23 protein-coding genes are annotated in these 22,129 nt (G+C 61.4%); 3 read left to right on the top strand and 20 right to left on the bottom strand.

Going from position 1 to position 22,129, the window contains the following annotated elements; genetic code table 11:
• Nucleotides 1-10: 10 nt before the first annotated feature.
• The 15 genes from lipA to NKJ09_RS27330 form a co-directional block, all read right to left on the bottom strand.
• Entirely contained in the window at nucleotides 11-976 is a 966-nt protein-coding gene (gene lipA / locus NKJ09_RS27400; protein ID WP_023717570.1) for a lipoyl synthase, read from the bottom strand.
• Between the two features lie 134 nt (nucleotides 977-1,110).
• Nucleotides 1,111-1,368 (bottom strand): GlsB/YeaQ/YmgE family stress response membrane protein, encoded by a 258-nt coding sequence (locus tag NKJ09_RS27395; RefSeq protein WP_023717568.1) that lies wholly within the window; start codon nucleotides 1,366-1,368, stop codon nucleotides 1,111-1,113.
• 95 nt (nucleotides 1,369-1,463) lie between these two features.
• Nucleotides 1,464-2,909, bottom strand: coding sequence for a dihydrolipoyl dehydrogenase (gene lpdA, locus NKJ09_RS27390; protein WP_352496542.1), 1,446 nt, complete (start codon nucleotides 2,907-2,909; stop codon nucleotides 1,464-1,466).
• Between the two features lie 12 nt (nucleotides 2,910-2,921).
• Nucleotides 2,922-3,560, bottom strand: a complete 639-nt coding sequence (locus tag NKJ09_RS27385; RefSeq protein WP_023717566.1) for an SGNH/GDSL hydrolase family protein — start codon at nucleotides 3,558-3,560, stop codon at nucleotides 2,922-2,924.
• Nucleotides 3,557-3,976: a hypothetical protein gene (locus tag NKJ09_RS27380; protein ID WP_352496541.1), complete on the bottom strand. Its 420-nt coding sequence runs from the start codon at nucleotides 3,974-3,976 to the stop codon at nucleotides 3,557-3,559. Before NKJ09_RS27380 ends, NKJ09_RS27385 begins: the two co-directional genes overlap by 4 nt.
• Nucleotides 3,977-3,993: 17 nt before the next feature.
• A complete protein-coding gene (locus NKJ09_RS27375; RefSeq protein WP_352764126.1) occupies nucleotides 3,994-5,409 on the bottom strand; it encodes a pyruvate dehydrogenase complex dihydrolipoamide acetyltransferase in 1,416 nt (471 codons plus the stop codon).
• Nucleotides 5,410-5,427: 18 nt separating this feature from the next.
• Complete coding sequence (locus tag NKJ09_RS27370; RefSeq protein WP_352496505.1) at nucleotides 5,428-6,831, bottom strand: pyruvate dehydrogenase complex E1 component subunit beta; 1,404 nt, start codon at nucleotides 6,829-6,831, stop codon at nucleotides 5,428-5,430.
• A gap of 15 nt (nucleotides 6,832-6,846) precedes the next feature.
• A complete protein-coding gene (gene pdhA / locus NKJ09_RS27365) occupies nucleotides 6,847-7,887 on the bottom strand; it encodes a pyruvate dehydrogenase (acetyl-transferring) E1 component subunit alpha (protein ID WP_502895946.1) in 1,041 nt (346 codons plus the stop codon).
• 171 nt (nucleotides 7,888-8,058) lie between these two features.
• The gene (locus NKJ09_RS27360; protein WP_352482536.1) at nucleotides 8,059-8,379 is read right to left on the bottom strand and encodes an FtsB family cell division protein; all 321 of its coding nucleotides are present in this window, start codon (nucleotides 8,377-8,379) and stop codon (nucleotides 8,059-8,061) included.
• 134 nt (nucleotides 8,380-8,513) lie between these two features.
• Complete coding sequence (gene eno, locus NKJ09_RS27355; protein WP_023717560.1) at nucleotides 8,514-9,788, bottom strand: phosphopyruvate hydratase; 1,275 nt, start codon at nucleotides 9,786-9,788, stop codon at nucleotides 8,514-8,516.
• A gap of 399 nt (nucleotides 9,789-10,187) precedes the next feature.
• Nucleotides 10,188-10,553, bottom strand: coding sequence for a PRC-barrel domain-containing protein (locus tag NKJ09_RS27350; RefSeq protein WP_023717559.1), 366 nt, complete (start codon nucleotides 10,551-10,553; stop codon nucleotides 10,188-10,190).
• A gap of 122 nt (nucleotides 10,554-10,675) precedes the next feature.
• Nucleotides 10,676-11,527 (bottom strand): 3-deoxy-8-phosphooctulonate synthase, encoded by an 852-nt coding sequence (gene kdsA / locus NKJ09_RS27345; RefSeq protein ID WP_352482534.1) that lies wholly within the window; start codon nucleotides 11,525-11,527, stop codon nucleotides 10,676-10,678.
• A complete protein-coding gene (locus tag NKJ09_RS27340) occupies nucleotides 11,524-12,408 on the bottom strand; it encodes a VOC family protein (RefSeq protein ID WP_352482533.1) in 885 nt (294 codons plus the stop codon). The genes kdsA and NKJ09_RS27340 overlap by 4 nt, the downstream gene beginning before the upstream one ends.
• Before the next feature lie 305 nt (nucleotides 12,409-12,713).
• Nucleotides 12,714-13,001 carry a Dabb family protein gene (locus NKJ09_RS27335; protein WP_023717556.1) on the bottom strand — a complete coding sequence of 96 codons (288 nt, stop codon included), beginning with the start codon at nucleotides 12,999-13,001 and terminating at the stop codon, nucleotides 12,714-12,716.
• 102 nt (nucleotides 13,002-13,103) lie between these two features.
• Entirely contained in the window at nucleotides 13,104-13,238 is a 135-nt protein-coding gene (locus tag NKJ09_RS27330) for a hypothetical protein (protein WP_352482532.1), read from the bottom strand.
• 186 nt (nucleotides 13,239-13,424) lie between these two features.
• On the opposite strand from NKJ09_RS27330, the gene NKJ09_RS27325 reads away from it, so the two are divergent.
• Complete coding sequence (locus tag NKJ09_RS27325) at nucleotides 13,425-14,414, top strand: glycerophosphodiester phosphodiesterase family protein (protein WP_352496506.1); 990 nt, start codon at nucleotides 13,425-13,427, stop codon at nucleotides 14,412-14,414.
• An 88-nt stretch (nucleotides 14,415-14,502) separates the two neighbouring features.
• Here the strand turns inward: NKJ09_RS27325 and NKJ09_RS27320 are convergent, their stop codons facing one another.
• A complete protein-coding gene (locus tag NKJ09_RS27320) occupies nucleotides 14,503-16,482 on the bottom strand; it encodes a bifunctional 2',3'-cyclic-nucleotide 2'-phosphodiesterase/3'-nucleotidase (RefSeq protein WP_352496507.1) in 1,980 nt (659 codons plus the stop codon).
• A gap of 130 nt (nucleotides 16,483-16,612) precedes the next feature.
• Nucleotides 16,613-17,878, bottom strand: coding sequence for an NAD(P)/FAD-dependent oxidoreductase (locus NKJ09_RS27315; protein ID WP_352496508.1), 1,266 nt, complete (start codon nucleotides 17,876-17,878; stop codon nucleotides 16,613-16,615).
• A gap of 180 nt (nucleotides 17,879-18,058) precedes the next feature.
• On the opposite strand from NKJ09_RS27315, the gene NKJ09_RS27310 reads away from it, so the two are divergent.
• Nucleotides 18,059-18,715 (top strand): 5-formyltetrahydrofolate cyclo-ligase, encoded by a 657-nt coding sequence (locus tag NKJ09_RS27310; protein ID WP_352496509.1) that lies wholly within the window; start codon nucleotides 18,059-18,061, stop codon nucleotides 18,713-18,715.
• A gap of 47 nt (nucleotides 18,716-18,762) precedes the next feature.
• Here NKJ09_RS27310 and NKJ09_RS27305 read toward each other — a convergent pair whose 3' ends face one another.
• Complete coding sequence (locus tag NKJ09_RS27305; RefSeq protein WP_023675099.1) at nucleotides 18,763-19,236, bottom strand: Lrp/AsnC family transcriptional regulator; 474 nt, start codon at nucleotides 19,234-19,236, stop codon at nucleotides 18,763-18,765.
• A 158-nt stretch (nucleotides 19,237-19,394) separates the two neighbouring features.
• On the opposite strand from NKJ09_RS27305, the gene ald reads away from it, so the two are divergent.
• Nucleotides 19,395-20,510, top strand: coding sequence for an alanine dehydrogenase (gene ald, locus NKJ09_RS27300; protein ID WP_352496510.1), 1,116 nt, complete (start codon nucleotides 19,395-19,397; stop codon nucleotides 20,508-20,510).
• 245 nt (nucleotides 20,511-20,755) lie between these two features.
• Here the strand turns inward: ald and NKJ09_RS27295 are convergent, their stop codons facing one another.
• Together NKJ09_RS27295 and dapB are read right to left on the bottom strand one after the other, a co-directional pair.
• Nucleotides 20,756-21,223 carry a DUF1203 domain-containing protein gene (locus tag NKJ09_RS27295; protein WP_352496511.1) on the bottom strand — a complete coding sequence of 156 codons (468 nt, stop codon included), beginning with the start codon at nucleotides 21,221-21,223 and terminating at the stop codon, nucleotides 20,756-20,758.
• A 77-nt stretch (nucleotides 21,224-21,300) separates the two neighbouring features.
• The gene (gene dapB, locus NKJ09_RS27290) at nucleotides 21,301-22,107 is read right to left on the bottom strand and encodes a 4-hydroxy-tetrahydrodipicolinate reductase (RefSeq protein WP_352496512.1); all 807 of its coding nucleotides are present in this window, start codon (nucleotides 22,105-22,107) and stop codon (nucleotides 21,301-21,303) included.
• Nucleotides 22,108-22,129: the final 22 nt, after the last annotated feature.

Genomic DNA, 22,129 nt, shown 5'->3' with positions numbered 1-22,129 from the left:
AACCAGTTTGTTAGGCGGACTTCCTGAGAAACGCTTCGCGCGCCGCGCGCAACCTGGCGAAATCGTCGCCGGCATGGTGCGACGAGCGCGTCAGCGGGCTCGACGCCACCAGCAGGAAGCCCTTGGTCCGGCCGATCGTCTCGAAAGACTTGAACTCCTCCGGTGTGACAAAGCGGATCACCGGATGGTGCTTCTTCGACGGCTGAAGATATTGGCCGATGGTCATGAAGTCGACATTGGCCGAACGCAGATCGTCCATCAGTTGCAGGATTTCGTTCCGCTCCTCGCCAAGGCCAACCATGATGCCGGACTTGGTGAAGATCGAGGGGTCGAGTTCCTTGACTCGCTGCAAGAGCCTGATCGAGTGGAAATAGCGCGCACCCGGCCGAACCGTCAGATAGTTCGACGGCACGGTCTCGAGATTATGGTTGAAAACGTCGGGCTTGGCCGCCACGACGATCTCCAGTGCGCCGTCCTTGCGCAGGAAGTCGGGCGTCAGGATTTCGATCGTCGTCAGAGGCGTTGCCGCCCGGATGGCGCGGATGACCTCGGCAAAGTGCTGAGCTCCGCCATCGGCGAGATCGTCGCGGTCGACTGAGGTGATGACGACATGGCTTAGGCCCATTTGCTTGACGGCGTGTGCGACGCGCGCCGGCTCGTCGGGATCGAGTGCGGTCGGTATACCGGTAGCCACGTTGCAGAACGCGCAGGCGCGCGTGCAGATCTCGCCCATGATCATGAAGGTGGCGTGCTTCTTTTCCCAGCACTCGCCGATGTTGGGGCAACCGGCCTCTTCGCACACCGTCACCAGCTTATGCGACTTCACGATCTCGCGCGTCTCGGCATAGCCTTTCGACATCGGCGCCTTGACGCGGATCCAGTCGGGCTTGCGCAGCACATCCTGGTCGGGCTTGTGCGCCTTTTCGGGATGCCGCAGGCGCGGCGCATTGGCGATCGTGTCGAGGACGGTGACCATATGAAATCCGGTTCATTCGCGATCGCCTGTCCGACGTTCGCTTTCCCAAGTCATCTAGGACTTTTCGCTGCAAAGAAAAAGGCCGCGGCGGCGCATGCCGCCACAGCCGTTTTCGCATGGCATGAGTTCAGCAATTAACGGCGCACCATGCGTCCTACCCAGATCAGCAGGCAGGCACCAATGAAACCGGTGATCAGATAGGCGATCCAGCCGGCGCCGAAGGCGCCGATGTTGAGCGCCTGCAGGATGGCATTCAGCACGATCGCGCCGACGATGCCAAGAATGATGTTCATCAAGATGCCGGTGTTGCTCTTCATGAACATCTCGGCAAACCAGCCTGCCAAACCGCCGATGATGATGGCTGCTACCCAGCCCACGCCGTTCACGTCCATATGCCCTCTCCTGTGGTGATGAATGCATCCGGAAACGAATTACCTTGCCGTCGAGTTCCTTGACATACATGTGTGAGTCTCGCGCAGCCAATTTATCATGCGTTCAGCGCACGGCCATAGGCGTCGAGAACACTCTCCTTCATCATCTCCGACAGCGTCGGGTGCGGGAAGATTGTGTGCATCAGCTCTTCCTCGGTGGTTTCCAGGTTCATAGCCACGACGAAGCCCTGGATCAGTTCGGTTACTTCTGCGCCAACCATGTGGGCACCCAGCAACTGGCCGGTCTTCTTGTCGAAAATGGTCTTGACGAAGCCTTGGTCTTCGCCCAGCGCAATCGCCTTGCCGTTTGCGGCGAACTGGAAGCGGCCGACGCGGATGTCCTTGCCATCGGCTTTCGCTTTGGCTTCCGTCAGTCCGACCGAGGCGACTTGCGGATTGCAATAGGTGCAGCCCGGGATCTTCAGCTTGTCGATGGCATGCACGCCGGCGAAATTGGCAATCTTTTCCACACACACCACGCCCTCATGCTCGGCCTTGTGGGCGAGCATCGGCGGTCCGGCGACATCGCCGATGGCATAGATGCCGGGCACGTTGGTCTTGCCGTAGCCGTCGACGACGATGCAACCGCGTTCGGTCTTCACGCCGAGCGCCTCGAGGCCGAGATTTTCGATATTGCCCTGTACCCCGACGGCTGAAATCATGCGGTCGGCGGTGATCTTCTCGACCTTGCCGTCCTTCATCTCGACATGCGCGGTGACCGAATTGGCGCCCTTCTCGACCTTGGTCACCTTGGCATCGAGGATGATCTTCATGCCCTGCTTCTCGAACTGCTTTTGCGCAAACTTCGACACTTCGGCGTCCTCGACCGGCATCACAGCCGGCAGCAGTTCAACCACCGTCACCTCTGCGCCCATAGTGCGGTAAAACGAGGCGAACTCGATGCCGATGGCGCCCGAGCCCATCACCAGCAGCGACTTCGGCATCTCTTTCGGCACCATCGCCTCGAAATAGGTCCAGATCAACTTGCCGTCCGGCTCGATGCCGGGCAATGCGCGCGGCCTGGCTCCGGTCGCCAGGATGATGTGCTTGGCGGTGTAGGTGCCCTCGCCTTTGACGCCCTTGGGCGCCGGCGGCTGCGGCTCCATCGGCTTCTTCGACGATTTCGACACGACGATCTCGCCGGGTTTCGTCAGTTTGGCTTCGCCCCAGATGACGTCGACCTTGTTCTTCTTCATCAGGAAGCCGACGCCGCCGTTGAGCCGCAGCGAGACCTTTCGCGAGCGATCGACGACGGCGGCGGTGTCGACGCTGACCTTACCGTCGATCTTCAGGCCGTAATCCTTCAGATGATCCGAATAGTGCATGATCTCGGCCGAGCGCAGCAGCGCTTTGGTCGGAATGCAGCCCCAGTTGAGGCAGATGCCGCCCAAGTGCTCGCGCTCGACAATCGCCGTCTTGAAGCCAAGCTGCGCCGAACGCACTGCAGTGACATAGCCGCCGGGGCCGGAGCCGATGATGATAACGTCGTAGTTCTCAGCCACGGCTTTTCTCCTTCACAATTCCAGCATGACGCGCACGAGCGGCGTCAGCGCTTGCCCGATGCTCCGCGTGTTTTCCGCGTCAAGGTGGACGCCGTCCAGCGGCGTCGTTTCGGCCACCGTGCCCGCATTGAAGAAGCCGCAGCCGGCCTCGTCGGCAAGGGCGGAATATTGCGGCGCCAGCCGCTTTGACGCGTCATCTCCGCCGGCGAACATTTCTTTGAACTCGGCGTTTTCCGTGCGGCTGACTACGGGCGGCGCGACGATCAGGATCTGCGGCGCCGGCCAATCGAACGGGTAATCATGACCGCGCACAATATCGATCAGGCGTTGCACGCCTTGTTTGGCCGCGACCGGATTGCCGTGAATCCACGGCTTCATATCGTTGGCGCCGAGCATGATGACGATCAAATCGATCGGCGCATGAGTCGTCAGGATCGTTGGCAACAGCCTTGCGCCATTGCGGTCCGCTCCGGCCAAGTGATCGTCGAAGGCGGTGGTTCGGCCATTCAGGCCTTCGGCGATGACCTCGACGCCGCTGCCCAATGCCGCCTGCAGCACGCTCGGCCAGCGATCTTCCAGCGGATGTCGGCCGAGGTTTGCCGCGTCATAGCCCCAAGTAAGCGAATCGCCGTAGCAGAGGACCGTCTTCATGTGCCTGCCCCGCCGAAACCTGGTTGCGAGCGCGCCAATCGCCAGCGCACGAAAAGCCACTGGACCAGCACCGTAGCGATGCCCGGCAGGACGAGACCCGCGACTATGGGAAGATCGCCCGACCATTGGCTCTTGCCTGGGGGCTGGGAGAAAGTCCAGCCGATCAGGGAAACTCCAACGAGCACAAAAAACGCTACCCCTATGGTCGCCGTCAGCTTTGTTGCCCGTCGTGGGTCCGACATGAATTGTGCGATGAAGAACGCGACCGTCACGAGGACGGCGACGAGAGCCGAGATCATAAACACAAGGATGTACTCTACGTCGGCATTGGTTGCGACGGCGAGCCACTGCGCCACCAATCCGCCGGCCAAACCGGAAAGAAAGAAGGCAAAAAGGCTGGTGAAGAATTTCCGCACCGCCCTGTTCCCTTCTCTTAGACCAGCATGCCCATCGGGTTTTCGACCATGCGTTTGAAGGCGACGAGCAGCTCGGCGCCGAGCGCACCGTCGACGGCGCGGTGATCGGTCGACAACGTCACCGACATGATCGTGGCGATCTTGATCTCGCCGTTCTTGACCACCGCGCGTTGCTCTCCGGCGCCGACCGCCAGGATCGTCGCATGCGGTGGGTTGATGACGGCAGAAAAATCCTTGATGCCGAACATGCCGAGATTGGACACTGCCGTGGTGCCGCCCTGATATTCTTCCGGCTTCAGCTTGCGGCTGCGGGCGCGGCCGGCAAGATCCTTCATCTCGTTGGAGATAACGGACAGCGTCTTTTCGTCGGCACGCCGGATGATTGGCGTGATCAAGCCGCCGGGGATCGACACTGCAACACCGACATCGGCATGCTTGTGCTTGACCATGGCGTTTTCTGTCCACGACGCATTGGCATCCGGCACCGCCATCAGCGCCATGGCCAGAGCCTTGATGACCATGTCATTGACGGAAAGCTTATAGGCCGGCGTTTCCCCCTTCTCGGTCTTCTTCACCGGGGCGGCCGCATTGATCTGCGTGCGCAGGGCCAGAAGTGCGTCGAGCTCGCAGTCGAGCGTCAGATAGAAATGCGGGATGGTGGTCTTGGCCTCGACCAGCCGCCGCGCAATTGTCTTGCGCATATTGTCGTGGGGGACCAGCTCGTAGGAGCCTTCGGCAAACAGTTTGAGCACCTGCTCGTCGGACATTGGCTTGGGTGCTGCTGCCGCAGGTGCCGGAGCACCGGCGGCCGCTGCTTTTGCTGCTGGTGCCGCCTTGGCGCCGCCACTGGAAATTGCGGCCTCGACATCGGCCCTGACCACGCGACCATGCGGGCCGGAGCCCGTCACCGCCGACACATCGACACCGGCTTCCTTGGCGATGCGGCGGGCCAGCGGCGAGGCGAAGATGCGGCCGTTCGCGGATTGGCTGATCTCCCCCCGTGTGGGGGAGATGGCCGGCAGGCCAGAGGGGGGCGCCTCGCTCCCTGCGGCAGGAGGGACAGCGCCCCCCTCTGTCGACTTCGTCGACATCTCCCCCACGGGTGGGGAGATTGGCGCTTTTTCCTGCGTCGCCTCAGCCTTTGCCGGCGCAGCGCCATCACCGCTTTTGGCGGCAGAAGCAGCATCCTCGCCCTCCGCCGCCAGCACCGCGATCAGCGCATTGACCTTGACGCCTTCAGTGCCGGCCGGAACCACCAGCTTGGCAACCGTGCCTTCGTCGACGGCTTCGACTTCCATCGTTGCCTTGTCGGTCTCGATTTCGGCAATCACGTCGCCCGGCGAAACCTTGTCGCCTTCCTTGACCAACCACTTGGAAAGATTGCCCTCTTCCATCGTGGGCGACAGCGCCGGCATGGTGATGTTGATCGGCATTTTGTCCTCCCGCCCTGCTCAGCGATACGTGACGGCTTTGACCGCCTCGACGACCTCGCCGACATTGGGCAGCGCCAGCTTTTCGAGGTTCGCCGCATAGGGCATCGGCACGTCCTTGCCGGCAATGGTAATGACCGGTGCGTCGAGGAAATCGAAGGCGCGCTGTGAGACCTGATTGGCGATATGGTCGCCGACCGAGTTCTGCGGAAAGCCTTCCTCGACCACCACCAGGCGATTGGTCTTTTTGACCGAGGCGATGATCGTGTCGAAGTCGAGCGGGCGGATAGTGCGCAAGTCGATGATCTCGGCATCGATGCCCATGCCGCGCAACTCCGCCTCCGCCTTGATCGCGTAGGTCATGCCGATGCCGAACGAGACGATGGTCACGTCCTTGCCGGATTTGTGAATGCGCGCCTTGCCGATCGGCAACACGAAATCGTCCATCTTCGGCACGTCGAAGGAGTGGCCGTAAAGGATTTCGTTTTCGAGGAAGATGACCGGGTTCGGATCGCGGATCGCCGCCTTGAGCAGACCCTTGGCGTCGGCGGCGGTATAAGGCATCACCACCTTCAATCCAGGAATATGGCTGTACCAGGCGGCATAGCACTGCGAATGCTGCGCGGCGACGCGGGCAGCAGCGCCGTTCGGGCCGCGAAAGACGATCGGGGCGCCCATCTGGCCGCCGGACATGTAGAGCGTCTTGGCGGCTGAATTGACGATCTGGTCGATCGCCTGCATGGCGAAGTTGAAGGTCATGAATTCGACGATCGGCTTCAGGCCGGCCATCGCCGCGCCAACACCAACGCCGGCAAAGCCGTGCTCGGTGATCGGCGTGTCGACCACGCGTCTCGGACCGAATTCCTGCAACAGGCCTTGTGTGATCTTGTAGGCGCCCTGGTACTCGGCGACTTCCTCGCCCATGACGAAGACGTCGCCGTCGCGGCGCATTTCCTCCGCCATTGCGTCGCGCAACGCTTCACGCACCGTGGTCGAGACCATTTCGGTGCCGGCCGGGATGTCCGGATCGGCGGCAATTTCCAGCTTGGGCGCGGCGGCAACAGGTGTTGCCGCTTCGCTCTTGGCCGGAGCAGCCGCGGGGGCCGGAGCAGCCGCGGGCGCTGCCGCTTGCGACTCGACAGCCTCCTCGCCAATGCCTTCGCCCGCCTCGTCGATGTCTTCGCCATCGAGGGCCAGCACAGCGATCAGCGTGTTGACCTTGACGCCTTCGGTGCCGGCAGGAACCACGATCTTGGCAAGTGTGCCTTCATCGACGGCTTCGACTTCCATCGTTGCCTTGTCGGTTTCGATCTCGGCAATGGCGTCACCGGCTGCGACTTTGTCGCCTTCTTTCTTCAACCACTTGGAAACATTACCCTCTTCCATGGTCGGCGAGAGGGCGGGCATGAGAATTTCGATCGGCATGTCCTTGCCCTCTCGTTAAAGTACGATATCGGTCCAGAGCTCGGACGGATCCGGCTCCGCGTCGTTCTGGGCAAATTCTGCAGCGTCGGCGACAACGTCGCGGACTTCCTTGTCGATGGCCTTGAGCTCGTCCTCGCTTGCCCATTTCTTGTCGAGCAACCGTGCCTTGACCTGTTCGATCGGGTCACGTTCGGAGCGCATTTTCTGCACTTCTTCCTTGGAGCGGTATTTTGCTGGATCCGACATCGAATGGCCGCGGTAGCGGTAGGTCTGCATTTCGAGAATGAGCGGCCCGTTGCCGGCGCGGCACCATTCGGCGGCGAGGTCGCCGGCGGCCTTGACGGCGCGCACATCCATGCCGTCGACCTGGATGCCTGGAATCTTGAAGGAGGCGCCGCGATGCGAAAAATCCGTCTCGGCCGACGAGCGCGAGACCGAGGTGCCCATGGCGTAGCGGTTGTTCTCGATGATGTAGACCACCGGAAGCTTCCATAGCGAGGCCATATTGAAGCTTTCGTAGACCTGGCCCTGATTCGCGGCGCCATCGCCGAAATAGGTCAGCGTCATATTGTTGTTGCCGCGATAGCGGTTGGCGAAGGCAATGCCGGTGCCGAGCGACACTTGCGCGCCGACGATGCCGTGGCCGCCGTAAAAATGCTTCTCCTTGGAGAACATGTGCATGGAGCCGCCCTTGCCTCTCGACAGGCCGCTACGGCGCCCGGTCAGTTCGGCCATGACGCCGCGCGGCGACAACTCCATGGCCAGCATATGGCCATGGTCGCGATAGGCGGTGATCATCTGGTCGCCATCGATCAGCGCCATCTTCATGCCGGTAACGACCGCCTCCTGGCCGATGTAGAGATGGCAGAAACCGCCGATGAAGCCCATGCCGTAAAGCTGGCCGGCCTTTTCCTCGAAGCGGCGGATGAGCAGCATGTGCCGGTAGGCGGCAAGCTCCTGGTCTTTGGTGAATTCAACAGGCTTTGGGGTGGAAAGGCCCATCGTTTTGCCGTCGGATTTGGATTTGGCAGGCGCTTTTCTGGCGGCGGTGGCCATGCATCACTCCCTGTTGGCGTCTCTTGGCGGACAGCGAGGGAGATCAGTTCTCCCACCGATTTGAGGCAGGCTAACATGCAGGGAAGGCTTTCGCCATGCCGAAAACGCATGGCTGTCATGCATCTAAGCGCCTAAAATCATTGCAAATATCGCCGATTAACTGAAATTGCGTTATCTTGCGACCGGCAGCATGATGGTGATCTCGTCGGCATGGGACAGATTGAGCGCCTTGCGCGCCTGCTCGTCCAGCATGTCCTTCTCGAGCGTGCCCTCATGCATCAGCTGGACGCGGCGCTCCAGGTCGATCCGGCGTGCCTTGACGGCATCAAGCCTGCCCTGCAATGCGACAGTCTCGGCTTCGAGCCGATACTTGGAATAGATGCCGAACTCGCCATGATAGGCATGGAAGCCGAAATAGGTCAGGAACACCACGCAGAGCGAGGGGATGATCAGCCGGCCGGTGTTTCTTTGCTTGTGCTGGCGTGTCCACATGGTCCGAATCCTCTGCGCCGCCTTTGTCGCCCGATTGTGCTTAATGGACGGTTACGGATTGCTGGATTCGGAGCCCTGAAAGCAAAAGGGCGGGAATGTCCCCGCCCTCGCTCGCTCGGATTTTCTGTCGAAAATCAGCTTTTAACGATCGACTTGCCGGCATACCGCGCCTGCTTGCCGAGCTCCTCTTCGATGCGGATGAGCTGGTTGTACTTGGCCATGCGGTCCGAGCGTGACAGCGAGCCAGTCTTGATCTGCCCGCAATTGGTGGCAACGGCGAGGTCGGCGATGGTCGAATCCTCGGTCTCGCCCGAGCGGTGCGACATCACCGCGGTATAGCCGGCCTTGTGCGCGGTCTCGACGGCGTCGAGCGTTTCGGTAAGCGAGCCGATCTGGTTGACCTTGACCAGGATCGAATTGGCGACACCCATGCGGATGCCGTCGCGCAACCGCGCCGTGTTGGTGACGAACAGATCGTCGCCAACCAGCTGCGTTTGCTTGCCGATGAGGTCGGTCAGCATTTTCCAGCCGTCCCAGTCGTCCTCGGCCAGGCCGTCCTCGATGGTGATGATCGGGTAGTCGGCAGCGAGCTTGGCCAGATATTTGGCTTGCGCCTTCGGGTCGCGGGTCTTCTTCTCGCCTTCATAGACGTAGTTGCCGTCCTTGAAGAACTCGGTCGCCGCGCAGTCGAGTCCGAGTGCGACCTCCTCGCCTGGCCTGAAGCCGGCCTTCTCGATCGATTCCATGATGAAGTCGAGCGCGGCCGGCGCGCTTTTCAGGTTGGGGGCAAAGCCGCCCTCGTCGCCGACATTGGTGTTATGGCCGGCATCCTTCAGCCTCTTCCGCAGCGTGTGGAATATCTCCGAGCCCCAGCGCACGCCATCGCGCAGCGTCGGCGCGCCGATCGGCAGAATCATGAATTCCTGGAAATCGATCGGGTTGTCGGCATGCGCACCGCCGTTGATGATGTTCATCATCGGCACCGGCAGCACATGCGCCTTGGTGCCGCCGACATAACGGTAGAGCGGCAGGCCGGCCGCTTCGGCCGCGGCCTTGGCCACGGCCAGCGACACACCGAGAATGGCATTGGCGCCGAGCCGGCTCTTGTTGGGCGTACCATCGAGCTCGATCATGGTTTGGTCGATGTGGATCTGATTCTCGGCCTCCATGCCGCCGATCGCCTCGAACAGCTCGCCGTTCACTGCCTCAACCGCCCTGAGCACGCCCTTGCCGAGATAGCGGGGGCCGCCGTCGCGCAGTTCGACCGCCTCATGCGCGCCGGTCGATGCGCCGGACGGCACCGCGGCGCGGCCCATTGAGCCGTCTTCGAGCACGACGTCGACCTCGACGGTCGGATTTCCGCGGCTGTCCAGGATTTCACGCCCGACAATGTCGATGATGGCCGTCATTGCGATGTCCCCGATTGATCGATTGAAGCGTCGCGCACCTCTTAGCCAAAGCGCTGCAAAACGCAATCGGGGCACTTGCAAATATTGCCCGTGCGCCCATTGCCGCTCTTGGGATTCACGAAGCACAAAGCGCTGTCATCATTTGTCATGCGCGGCATGCCGGTTTCTGGTTTATGGCTGTTGTCGCGCGGGGCGAAACAGGAGGAGTTTCGCCATGTCCCAGTTGAGCGGTATTGTGAGTTTGTTCCTGATTGCGGCTGCGTTCCTGACGTCGTGCGACAATCAGCAACCCCCGCAGGGATCGTCGCCTTTGCCGGCCCTGCAAATTGCGCAGTAGCATCCCGCCACATCGAAAGGCCCCCGATTTCCCGGGGGCCTTTTTGATTCCAGGAGACTTAGTCAGTGCCAGTAAGGCTCGACCTTGTAGTAGTTGTATGAGGCGTCACGTGCAGCCTCGCCGTCGGCGCCGGTCAGCTCGTTGATCGAGTAGGAAGGAGCGGCCATCAGCTGGTCTTTGGTGAACGGCACGACATAGCCACCCCTGTTCTCATCATAATCAAGGCTCGCCCACGGAATGGCGTGGTATTTCTCGCCAATGCCGAGAAATCCGCCAAAACCGATCACGGCGAACATGATTCCGTTCGACAATTTGTCGAGCATGACGTCCTCAATGTCGCCGATATGAGTGCCTTCCGTGTTGTAGACCGATGTGCCGATAACCCGCGAAGCGGCAATGGCTTCGGTGTGTCCCGTCTGGGTCGTCATGGTGTGCTCCTCGTCGTCGTTGACATTAGATTTTGACAATGAGGGCCGCGGGCTAAGGTTCCAGACAGGTTCGAAATTCTTCAAAGTTTTCTTGGCGACGCTGCTGTGGCGCAACTGCTGGTTCAACCCACGCTCTTGGCGATGCGATCGAACGCCATCAGCCGTTCAAGCAATGCGGGAAGATCCTTTAGCGGCACCATGTTGGGGCCGTCGGAAGGCGCGTTGTCGGGGTCCTGGTGCGTCTCGATGAAGACGCCGGCGACGCCAACCGCGACAGCCGCGCGCGCCAGCGTCTCGACAAAGCGCCGGTCGCCCCCAGACGAACCGCCCTGCCCGCCCGGCTGCTGCACCGAATGAGTGGCATCGAAAATGACCGGCGCGCCGATCTCGGCCATGATCGGCAGCGCCCTCATGTCGGACACCAAGGTGTTGTAACCAAAGGATGCGCCGCGCTCGGTCACCAAGACATTGGCGTTGCCGGAGCCGGTGATCTTGGCGACGACGTTCTTCATGTCCCATGGCGCGAGGAATTGGCCCTTCTTTACATTGACCACCTTGCCGGTTCTTGCCGCAGCAATCAGCAAATCGGTCTGCCGGCTGAGGAAGGCAGGAATCTGCAGAATGTCGACATGCGGCGCGACGATCGCGCATTGTTCCTCAGTGTGGACGTCGGTCAGGATCGGCAGCGAAAAATTCTTGCGCAAATCGTCGAAGATCGGCATTGCCGCTTCAAGTCCCGCACCGCGCGTGCCGCCAAGCGAGGTGCGATTGGCCTTGTCGTAGCTGGTCTTGTAGACGAGCCCGATGCCGAGCCGTTCGGTCAATTCCTTCAGCGCACCGGCCATGTCGAAAGCGTGCTGCCGCGATTCCAGCTGGCATGGACCGGCGATCAGCGATAGGGGCGCGCTGTTGCCGAAAATGACCTTTCCGATCGCAACGGGAGAATTTGGCATCAGAGGATTGAGCTTGTTCATGCGATCTCCCGGAAAATGAAGGCCGCGCCCTGCCCTGGCGCCGGCGGCACGATGATATCACCGCCGCGTATGTCGTGTTTGACGGAATTGGCTGCAAGCAGCTTTGCGACGGTGTCGCAGTGCCTAATCGAAAAGACGATCCCAGCAAAGCGGAGTTCAGACGGCGCGCCGGCGGGAATGCCGAAGCGTGCCGCAAAGGCTGCAGGATCCAGAACGGTCACAGCGGCATTCGGCCGCTTATAGACAGTGCCGCTCTGCGCCTCCATCCCGGCTGCGATCGAAATCACATGGCCTTGTTCGGAAGGTTCGCGGCTGACTGCCACGACTTCGACAATGCCGGTTGCGCCATTAGCGTGGGCCTGCAAAGCGGTGCGGTCGACCTTCGGCGCATTGATCCGTTCGCAGGCGAAGAGAAAAGCGTCCGTTGCCTTGCCTAGAGCCGCGAAGGCAAGCTTGAATGATGCGGTGTCGCTCTTTCCTGTCGCATCAGCGAAGGCGCGCGAAAAGCTGAGCATGTCTCCCGCCGACAGTCCGGCTTCGATGAAGCGCGCGTGGTCCGCGACGGCGCTTTCGGTGCCCAGCACCACGGCAGAAAATCCTTCATCACCGTTTCTTTCGCGATAGGTGTGATCCCGCGCGACAAAGACATTGCGGTTCGCGATCGCCGTTGCCACGGCCTGTCGGTCGGCGACCGCGAGCGGCTCGAGATAGGTACCGTCGGTGAGGAAGACACAACAGTTTTCCGTTCCGAAGGGATGGATACCCGTCGGCGCAACGGTAAAGCCGAGCAAGGTCAAGCGCGCCCGCGCAACATCGAGGCTCGCGGTCGGCAACACCAGGTGATCGAGCGGATGAGGGCTTGCGGGGGTGTTCTCGGTCATGTCCCGCGCGGTGTGCCTCATTCCTGAAAATGGTTCAAGGGCTTAGCCGGCACCTCGGCGGCGATCGCAGTGCCCGGCCGCGAGGAGCCGACTTGCCGCCGTCAAAAATCATCCTAGCTCATTGCCAGGGGAAGAGACCTTTTCATTGCCCTGGCCGTTATTGCGATAGCAGTTATCGCCGTGCTGATCTGGAACGCGCCAAAGCGGCCGGGCGTCGATCCGACCGAGACCTCCGCGGCTCAGACGGAATGAATCGGGCTGCGGCGCGGCCCCGCTCCGCGACGTGAAATCTGCCTTGGGGGCGGTCAACTTGCGACGATATCGGCCGAATAACGCAATTCGCGCAGCGGTTTTACCCGGCTGGTGGTCTCTGCATAGAGCGGATGCGCCTTGTAGGCGGCGAGCGCTGCCTCGTCTTCGAACTCGGCGTAGACGACCACATCGATTTCGTCCGAGAGCGGATCGACCTTGGTGTTGAGCGTCACCTCGAAACGGCGCGAGTGAGGTATCTTGCCAAGCGCCAGCAGACCCGTACGCACTGCCTCGACGTCCACTTTACGCCGCGCGCTGAAGAAAACGATATGCCGGATCAACCCAGCCTCCTCGACCGTTGGACCGGCGTTCTTTTGTGTCAGCGGGAGCGTGCCGTCAATCGGCAGGATGTCGCGTCGGCGAACCGTGGCGAAGAAGAGAAACTACACCATACTGGTTACATAGTGCACGACGCGCGTCACCTCCCTGATGGTCCTGTCGAGGTAGCGGCCTTGGTTGTAAATGCCGTCCCAGATCAGGAAAAAGGTGACGGCCGTGATGACGATGACATAACGCATGGCTAAAACTAGCGCATATGGGTGGTTGCAACCATAGTGATTCCGGCCCTGCTGGGACCCTTCCCGAATTTTAACGGCCTTTGGTCTGTCTGCCGCAATGCTTGCTGGCCAAACTGGCGATACCGCTGCCGGCGGCTTGGAAAGATAACCCCGCTCGGCTTCGACGACCGCTTCAGGAATCATACCATGCGCAAACGGACGATCTCCCTCATTGCAATTCTTGTCGCTGCAGGCGGCATCTGGCTCAACAACACCTCGCTGCTGTCGAGCCGGCCGGCCGGCACCCCTTCGGTGCTTGCCCATCGCGGCCTGGCTCAGGATTTCGACCGTACGAACCTCGGATCGGAAACATGCACGGCCGATCGCATGCTGACGCCGCGCCATTCCTTCCTCGAAAACACGATTCCCTCGATGGAAGCCGCCTTCGCGCTCGGTGCGGACGCGCTCGAACTCGATGTCCATCCCACTACGGACGGCACGTTCGCCGTCTTCCACGACTGGACGCTGGATTGTCGTACCAACGGCAAGGGAGAAACGCGCCGCCATGCGATGTCCGAATTGAAGACGCTCGATATCGGTTATGGCTACACTGCCGATGGCGGCAAGACCTTTCCGTTTCGCGGCAAGGGTGTCGGCATCATGCCGTCGCTGGATGAAGTCTTGCAGCGCTTCCCGAACCGGCGTTTCAATATCAACATCAAAAGCAACGATCCCAAGGAAGGCGAGATGCTGGCCGCCTGGCTCGCCACATTGACGCCGGCCGAGCGCGCCAATCTGACGGTCTATGGCGGCGACAGGCCTATAGAAGCAGTGAAGGCAGCGTTGCCGGACATGCACACACAGAGCCGCGCGTCCCTGACGCGCTGCATTCTTCGCTATGCTGCGCTCGGCTGGAGTGGCTACGTTCCGGATGCCTGCCGCCAGGGCACCTTGCTCATCCCCGTCAATGTCGCAAAGTGGATGTGGGGCTGGCCCGGCCGTTTTCTCGACCGTATGGACAGCGTCGGCAGCCGCGTCTACCTGCTCGGTCCCTATTCCGGCGGCGGCTTTTCACAAGGCCTCGACGACCCCGCCTCAATCGACCAACTGCCGGACGATTATTCCGGTGGGATTTCGACGGATGCGCTGGATCTGGTCATGCCTGCCGTCAAGCGGCGTTTCGCACCACCTGCCTGAAGAGGCTGCCTGCCCTCAAACGGATCGGCCGTATCGGGACAGTATCTTAACGCTGAGACAGTTTCGAGCCGACGCTCAAATCCTCGCCTCAAAGAGTGATGCGGTACTTGGAAAACCCCGCTTCGCCCTCGCCCGCCGGCTCGATCTTCAGCGACTTCACTTGCGCAATAAACTCTCTCGCCTTGGCGCCGGTCTGGAACACGACGCTGGTTTCCGGCAGCGGCACAAACGACCAGTTGGCATCCGCCGACGGGTTGATGGTGCCTTTGCTGACGATATAGCGCACGATCACGTCGCGGTTGGTGTCGGGCGCTTCGTAGATGATCTTCGAGGCATTGATCTCCGGGAAATTGCCGCCGCCGCCGGCCCGGTAGTTGTTGGTTGCGACGACGAATTTCCGCATGGGATCAATTGGTTTGCCGTCGAACATCAAGTCAATGATGCGGTTCGAGCCGGCGTTCACCAGCCCGCCCTTCGAATCATATTTCGGTGGCTGCGACAGGTCGATCCGGTAGGTGACGCCGTCGATCACGTCGAAATTATAAGACGGGAAGTCGGTGTTGATGAGCGCCTGGTCAGCTTTGCCCGGCTCGATCCGGTTGAAGATGCCGGCCGACATTTCCAGCCATTCCTTCACCTCTGCCCCCGTGATTTCGACGGCGCGCACCATGTTTGGATAGAGATAGAGGTCGGCGACGTTCTTTATGGCGATATCGCCTACCGGCACGTCGGTGTAATAGTCGGCGCCGTTGCGCCCGCCCGCCTTGAACGGTGCCGCCGCCGACAGCAGCGGCATATCCTTCCACTCGGTGTTCTTCAGGATGTCCTTCAAGTACCAGGTCTGCGCCTGGCTCACGATCTGCACCGATGGATCGTCGGCGACCAGCGCAAAATAGGAATAAAGCGGCGCCGAGGTTTTGCCGACCGGCCGACGCACATAGGCAAGCGTCGCCTCGTGGTCCTGTTTGAGCGCGTCGACGATGCGCTGGTCGTCAGCGACGGTCGGCTTGTTCGTCTTGTCGGCCCGCTCAAAGATAGGCCTGGCCTCAGAGGTCGCCGAGACGATTTTCCATGTCGATCCGTCGCGCTCCAGCAACAGATCGATCAGCCCCATATGCGAGCCCCAGAAGCCGGCCATGACGGCGGGCTTGCCTTGCAACGTGCCTTTCGCCGTATCGACGGCCTCCAGCGACTGAAAGTCCTTCTTACCAGGGAAGACCAGATGCTGGTGGCCCGTGAACACCGCATCGATACCTTCGACACCGGCAACGAAGAAGGAGGCATTCTCCATCATGTCGCCTTGCTTCGCGTCGATGCCGGAATGGGAGAGCGCAATGATGATGTCGGCGCCTTCTTCCTTCATCTGCGGCACCCACGCCTTGGCCGCCTCGACGATGTCGCGCGTCTTGACGCTGCCCTCGAGATTTTTCAGGTCCCAGACCATGATCTGCGGCGGCACGAAGCCGATGATGCCGATCCTGATCGGCTGCTCGGCGCCCGACCCGTCTTTGATCTTCCTGTCGAGGATGACGTAAGGTTTGAGATAAAGCTTGTCTTCGCGCGGGTTCGCGGCAAGCTCCGTGCCGCGGATCAAATTCGCGCAGACGAACGGGAAATTGGCTCCGGCCAGCACCTTGTCCATGAACGACAGGCCGTAGTTGAATTCGTGATTGCCGAGCGTCGAGCATTCGTAGCCGAGCAGGTTCATGCCCTTCATGACCGGATGCAGATCGCCGTCCTTCATGCCCCTCTCGTAGGCGAAGTAGTCGCCCATCGGGTTGCCTTGCAGAATGTCGCCATTATCGATCAGCATCGCGTTGGTTGCTTCCTTGCGCACGGCTTCAATCAATGATGCCGTTCGCGACAGCCCCATCGTGTCGTTAGGTTTGTCGGCGTAGTAATCGTAAGGAAGCACGTTCACGTGGATGTCGGTCGTCTCCATAATCCTCAGATGCGCCTGATTGGCTTGAGCCCGGGCGGAGAACGGGTGCAGCATGATCAGCGCTCCGCCGGTGGCGACGCCGGCGAGGAAATCGCGGCGTGAGACGAGGTGGCGCAATTGGGACATTCGTTTCTCTTTCTTCCACGACGTGACAAGTCCTGCCCGAAGCAAAGCTTCGCGCCGAAATCCAGCCGAGTCCAGAAGTCGATTCCATCAAGAGGAGGTGACGCGCCGATGAACGTCCGGCAGCGAACAATCAGCCCTTGTCGTCGTCGCCCTGGGTGATCAGCCGAGCGCTGCGCTGACCGGTGAAGTAGATCCATAGCCAGCTCAGGGAAACCGCAAGCCGGTTACGGAAGCCGATCAGGAAGTAGATATGCGCCAAGCCCCATAGCCACCAGGCAAGCCGGCCGGTGAGCTTGATCCAGCCGAAATCGATGGCCGCGGCGCGCTTGCCGATCGTCGCCAAATCGCCGTCATGCCTGTAGCGGAACGGACGTACCGTTGTTTCGCCGGCGAGCCTGGCCTTGATCGTCGCGGCGACGTGCCGTCCCTGCTGCTTGGCGGCGGGCGCGACGCCCGGCACCAGCCGGCCATCCGGCCGCAGGACGTGTGCTGCGTCACCGATGACGAAAATCTCCGGGTTTCCCGGCACAGTGAGGTCGGGCTCGACAAGCACCCTGCCCGCGCGGTCCGCTGCCGTGCCGAGCCATTCGGCGGCCGGCGAAGCGGCGACGCCCGCCGCCCAAAGAATTGTCCTGGCCGGCAAATGCCTGTCGCCGAAGACGACACCCTCAGCATCGCAGCGTGTAACCGCCCGGCCGAGTTCGACGGTCACGCCGAGTCGTTCGAGCGCCTTCATTGCATAAACGGAGAGCTCCGGCGCGAAATTGGCAAGAACGCGGTCGCCGGCCTCAATCAGCACCACACGCGTCTCGCGCGTGTCGATGTTGCGGAACTCGCCGCGCAGCGTGTCATGCGCCAGTTCGGCAATCGTGCCGGCCAATTCCACGCCGGTCGGCCCGCCGCCGACGATCGCCAGCGTCAGCAGTGCCTGGCGCTTGGCGGGATCGGTTTCCCGCTCGGCCTGCTCGAAAGCCAAAAGAATACGCCGTCGGATGGTGGTGGCGTCCTCCAGCGTCTTCAGGCCCGGCGCGAACGGCTCCCATTCGTCATGGCCGAAATAGGCGTGCCGCGCACCGGTGGCCAGCAGCAGCGTGTCGTAGGCGACCGCTCCGCCATCCTGCAGCAGCACGCGCTTGCCGGTGCGGTCGATGCCAGTCACGGTCGCAAGCAGCGTCGTCACGTCCTTGCGTTTGCGCAGGAGATGGCGGATCGGCCAGGCGACTTCGGAGGTTGCCAGCGCCGTCGTCGCCACCTGGTAGAGTAGCGGCTGAAAGAGGTGATGATTGCGCCTATCGATCATGGTGATGCGCACCGGCGCGCCAGTAAGTGCGCGGGTGAATTCGAGGCCGCCGAATCCGGCGCCTACGACGACGACGTGATGGTTGGCTGTGTTCATCTCACTCATCCCTCTCGCCAAGGCTGATGTAAGTATCCTTGTGCAGTGCAGCAATGCCTGCGCTGCACCTGCCTGGGACTCGTCGCCTGATGTCGTGAATACGCATGCTGCAGACTCATTCCCGGATATAGCCTACGTCCCGGATAGGGCTTGGTCGGAACAGTATATTGCAGGTGAATCATGGCTAAGGATGAAGATGAAGGCTCAGGGCAGTACGCCTCGCCGCCTTGTTTTATGCACGAGCTCGATCCGGAGTTCCAAGCGCCGCTATCCGAATGGACCGATGTCAGGCGCTGGCGCAAGGCCGAGCGCGAGCGGTTGATCGCATCCCGCCTTGCCGTTTCCGCCGACATGCGCACAGCCATGTCGCAGCGCATTGCCGAGGGTCTCGACGCGGTGATCGGCGACATCGCCGGAAGCATGGTCAGCCTCTACTGGCCGTTTCGCGGCGAGCCGGACCTGCGCCCGTGGATGGAAACCGTTAACACGCGGGGTGGCCGAACGGCGTTGCCCGTCGTTGTGGAGAAAGACCGGCCGCTTGTCTTTCGCGCCTATACCCACGGAGACCGGCTGGAGAAGGGCGTCTGGAATATCCCGATACCGGCCGAGGGCGATCCGGTACTGCCCGACATCGTCATTTCGCCGATCGTCGGCATCGATCCCGGACATTTTCGCTTGGGCTATGGCGGCGGCTTCTTCGATCGCACGCTTGCCGCGATGCCGTTCAAGCCGCTGGTCATCGGCGTCGGCTACGAGTTGCAGCGCATCGTGACCATCTACCCGCAGCCGCACGATATTCCGATGGACCGTGTGGTGACCGAGTCATTCAACGTTTAGGCGAGTTTGGGGCCTAGGCGAGTTCGGGGCTTAGGCGAGTTCGGGGCCTAGGCTAGCTCAGGCTTCATTCCAACGGCCGTGCGATCGACGATTTCGCGCAAGGCAAAGGACGAATTGATCTTCGTCACATGCGGCATTGCCGAAAGCCACTCCTTGTGGATGCGTTCGTAGTCGACGAGATCCTTCGCCGCGATGCGCAGGATGTAATCATACTCGCCCGACATTAGATGGCAGGACAGGACGTTCGGGCAGCGCTTTATCGCTGCTTCGAAATCCGACAACGTCTTCTCGAATTGCCCGGACAGCGATATATGCACGATCGCCGTCATCTGGTGCCCAAGTGCAGCGTTGGACAGCCGGGCGTGATAGCCGCGGATGGTTCCGGATTTCTCCAGATTGTCCAGCCGCCGCGAACAGGCCGACTGCGACAGGCCGACCTTTTCGGCGAGCGCTGCATTGGGTATCCGCCCATCCTTCTGCAATGTCTCGAGAATGGCGATATCAATCCTGTCGAGCGGCATTTTTGCGGGTTCCTGCGATAATTCTACTGTTTCGCGCAACGATTATCGAACAGTAGTCTCTTAGGCAAGCGCATTCGCAAACACTTACCGAACGATTCGTGGTTCACTATCTCTAGACAGGGAACAGGCCCTAAAAGGGCCGGATCAGGAGAAAAAAGATGCGCGTCGGTTGCCCCCGGGAAATCAAGAACCATGAATACCGCGTCGGCCTGACACCGGGCTCGGTCCGCGAATATGTCGCGCATGGCCATGAAGTGCTGATCGAGACCGGCGCCGGCGCCGGCATCGGAGCCGACGACAACGCGTACCGCGCCGCCGGCGCCACGATCGCCAAGACGGCCGCCGACGTGTTTGCCAAGTCGGACATGATCGTGAAGGTCAAGGAGCCGCAGCCCAACGAATGGGTTCAGCTCCGCGACGGCCAGATCCTCTACACCTATCTGCATCTCGCCCCGGATCCGGAGCAGACCAAGGGCCTGCTGGCCTCCGGCGTCACCGCAATAGCTTACGAGACCGTCACCGACGAGCGCGGCGGCCTGCCGCTCTTGGCACCGATGTCGGAAGTTGCCGGCCGCCTGTCGATCCAGGCGGGGGCCACGGCGCTGCAAAAGGCCAATGGCGGCCGCGGTGTGCTGCTTGGCGGCGTGCCCGGCGTGCTGCCCGGCAAGGTCACTGTGCTCGGTGGCGGCGTCGTCGGCCTGCATGCTGCACGGATGGCTGCCGGGCTTGGCGCCGACGTCACCATCATCGACCGCTCGATCCCGCGCCTGCGTCAGCTCGACGATATCTTTGGAGGCCGCGTCCACACCCGCTACTCGACCGTCGAGGCGCTGGAGGAAGAATGTTTTTCGGCTGACATCGTCGTCGGCGCCGTGCTGATCCCGGGGGCAGCCGCGCCCAAGCTGGTGACGCGCGAAATGCTCTCGGGCATGAGGAAAGGCGCCGTGCTGGTCGACGTCGCCATCGACCAGGGCGGCTGCTTCGAGACCTCGCACGCCACCACCCATGCCGAGCCGACCTATGCGGTCGACGGCGTCATCCACTATTGCGTCGCCAACATGCCGGGTGCGGTGCCGGTCACATCGGCCCACGCGCTCAACAATGCGACGCTGCACTATGGCCTGCAGCTCGCCGACAAGGGCCTCAAGGCGCTGGTAGACGACCACCATCTGCGCAACGGGCTGAACGTCCACAAGGGCAAGATCACGAATCGCGCAGTGGCCGAAGCACTCGGCTATGAGCTGGTCGAGCCGAAGGCCGTTCTCGCGGCCTGAGCTGTCCGAATCTGCCTCTCCAGTGCCCGTCGGTTTCGTCCGACGGGTTTTTCTTATGTCGAAAAACTGAAAAGTGTCGGGCGCGCGGAATAACCCGACAACAAAAAAGCGGAGCCAAAGCCCCGCTTCCTCGGTTGTCGAGATTTCCGCCGGTTCATCCGCGGTCGGCAAATCGATCGACCATCCCTCTCTATCGCAAGAATACGACGGGAGTACGACAGCCCAAGCCGGTGCAGCCTATCCGGTTACACCCGGTCTATCCGACACTGATAGCAATTGTTGCGCGCCGAGCGGATGTGGACGTAAGCAATGTCGTCGCTTTCGAACAACGTCTCCGCCCGTGCCGCGATGGCATCGGTCGGAATGACGCCGCCGCTGCCATAGACGATGCGGTCGTCCTTGCCGTAGCCGCGCACGATGTATTCGCCGCTTTCGAGCATATCGGGAGGCGTTTTCCCCTCGGCGGCGCGTTCGCATTCCTCCGCATGCAGAAAGATCGGCCCGGTTTCGGCATAAGGCTGCAGTTCCGGAAAAGGCCGATAGGCCAGAACAAGATAGGCTTCTCCCGCAGCAACATTCTTCAGGCAATGACGGCAGGGCACGCCGTCGCCATCCGAAATCTTCCGCTCTGGCTTCAAGCCATAAGCATCAGGCCCGCCGCGCTGAAGTGCGCGGACCGCATCGGTTGGCAAGGCTTTGAATTTCAGCGTCATGGCTAAATCTCCGGTGTCGTTGACCGGAAATTATGCTCGCAAGACAGAGCTTCCCACCCGATTCCTGCCGAAATGGATCAGTCCATCAGCGCGTCGAGACCGCGAACCAGACCCTTGATCTGCTGTACCCGTCTGATGGCGAGCAGCGTGCCCGCCACGTAAGGCGCCGCGGACGAGCCGGCGTCGTGGCGGATAGTCAGCCGCTCGTCTGGCAGGCCGAACAACGCCTCGCAGGACAGGATGTAGGACGGCAGGCGAAGGGCGTGCACTTGCACACCCTCGCCCGTGCCGACCGCAGCACCGCGTGTAGCCGGCACGCCGGAGACCTCGGAGACCGGCTTTGCCGTCGAAGCCTTGCGGATGTCGGCCAGCGCTTCAGCAAGTTCCCGCGCGGTACCGGAGGGCGCGTCGGGCTTCTTTGCACTGGCATAATCGATGACCTCGACATCCGGCACGTATTTTGCCGCCATAAGTGCAAACCGCTTCATCAGCGTAGCGGTGATGGAAAAGTTGCCGGCGGCAACGACGCCGACGCCGTGGGCGCGCGCCGCGGCGTCGATGTCGGCATAGTCGGCAGCACCCAGTCCCGATGTGCCGATCACAGCGTGCCGTCCCTTGTCGATGGCGAGCAGCACATGGTCTTTCACGACATGTGGCTTGGTGAAGTCGACCAGTACGTCCGACGGCGCCTCCAGCGCCTCGGCCAGCGAGGCCGAAACGGAGATACCATTAGCCGGCATGCCAACCAGCAGGCCGGAATCCTGCCCCGCGCCGCTACGTGACACAGCCCCGGCCAGCGCCATGTCACCTTGCGCCCCGATCGCCGGAACCAGCGCCTTGCCGACCCAACCGGTCGCGCCGGCCATTACCACGCGAATTGCCATCGTGCGATCCTCCATCACCATC

The organism is Mesorhizobium sp. M0189 (genome assembly GCF_040322135.1).
Lineage (GTDB): Bacteria > Pseudomonadota > Alphaproteobacteria > Rhizobiales > Rhizobiaceae > Mesorhizobium.
Note: the sequence above shows the minus strand (reverse complement) of the source record. Positions and strands in the feature narration are given on the sequence as shown.

Excerpts from the sequence above, each read along its gene's own strand:
- lipA (WP_023717570.1), bottom strand. The coding sequence starts at position 976 with ATGGTCACCGTCCTCGACACGATCGCCAATGCGCCGCGCCTGCGGCAT.
- NKJ09_RS27395 (WP_023717568.1), bottom strand. The coding sequence starts at position 1,368 with ATGGACGTGAACGGCGTGGGCTGGGTAGCAGCCATCATCATCGGCGGT.
- NKJ09_RS27385 (WP_023717566.1), bottom strand. The coding sequence starts at position 3,560 with ATGAAGACGGTCCTCTGCTACGGCGATTCGCTTACTTGGGGCTATGAC.
- NKJ09_RS27375 (WP_352764126.1), bottom strand. The coding sequence starts at position 5,409 with ATGCCGATCAACATCACCATGCCGGCGCTGTCGCCCACGATGGAAGAG.
- NKJ09_RS27370 (WP_352496505.1), bottom strand. The coding sequence starts at position 6,831 with ATGCCGATCGAAATTCTCATGCCCGCCCTCTCGCCGACCATGGAAGAG.
- pdhA (WP_502895946.1), bottom strand. The coding sequence starts at position 7,887 with ATGGCCACCGCCGCCAGAAAAGCGCCTGCCAAATCCAAATCCGACGGC.
- NKJ09_RS27360 (WP_352482536.1), bottom strand. The coding sequence starts at position 8,379 with ATGTGGACACGCCAGCACAAGCAAAGAAACACCGGCCGGCTGATCATC.
- eno (WP_023717560.1), bottom strand. The coding sequence starts at position 9,788 with ATGACGGCCATCATCGACATTGTCGGGCGTGAAATCCTGGACAGCCGC.
- NKJ09_RS27350 (WP_023717559.1), bottom strand. The coding sequence starts at position 10,553 with ATGACGACCCAGACGGGACACACCGAAGCCATTGCCGCTTCGCGGGTT.
- kdsA (WP_352482534.1), bottom strand. The coding sequence starts at position 11,527 with ATGAACAAGCTCAATCCTCTGATGCCAAATTCTCCCGTTGCGATCGGA.
- NKJ09_RS27340 (WP_352482533.1), bottom strand. The coding sequence starts at position 12,408 with ATGACCGAGAACACCCCCGCAAGCCCTCATCCGCTCGATCACCTGGTG.
- NKJ09_RS27330 (WP_352482532.1), bottom strand. The coding sequence starts at position 13,238 with ATGCGTTATGTCATCGTCATCACGGCCGTCACCTTTTTCCTGATCTGG.
- NKJ09_RS27325 (WP_352496506.1), top strand. The coding sequence starts at position 13,425 with ATGCGCAAACGGACGATCTCCCTCATTGCAATTCTTGTCGCTGCAGGC.
- NKJ09_RS27320 (WP_352496507.1), bottom strand. The coding sequence starts at position 16,482 with ATGTCCCAATTGCGCCACCTCGTCTCACGCCGCGATTTCCTCGCCGGC.
- NKJ09_RS27315 (WP_352496508.1), bottom strand. The coding sequence starts at position 17,878 with ATGAACACAGCCAACCATCACGTCGTCGTCGTAGGCGCCGGATTCGGC.
- NKJ09_RS27310 (WP_352496509.1), top strand. The coding sequence starts at position 18,059 with ATGGCTAAGGATGAAGATGAAGGCTCAGGGCAGTACGCCTCGCCGCCT.
- NKJ09_RS27305 (WP_023675099.1), bottom strand. The coding sequence starts at position 19,236 with ATGCCGCTCGACAGGATTGATATCGCCATTCTCGAGACATTGCAGAAG.
- ald (WP_352496510.1), top strand. The coding sequence starts at position 19,395 with ATGCGCGTCGGTTGCCCCCGGGAAATCAAGAACCATGAATACCGCGTC.
- NKJ09_RS27295 (WP_352496511.1), bottom strand. The coding sequence starts at position 21,223 with ATGACGCTGAAATTCAAAGCCTTGCCAACCGATGCGGTCCGCGCACTT.
- dapB (WP_352496512.1), bottom strand. The coding sequence starts at position 22,107 with ATGGCAATTCGCGTGGTAATGGCCGGCGCGACCGGTTGGGTCGGCAAG.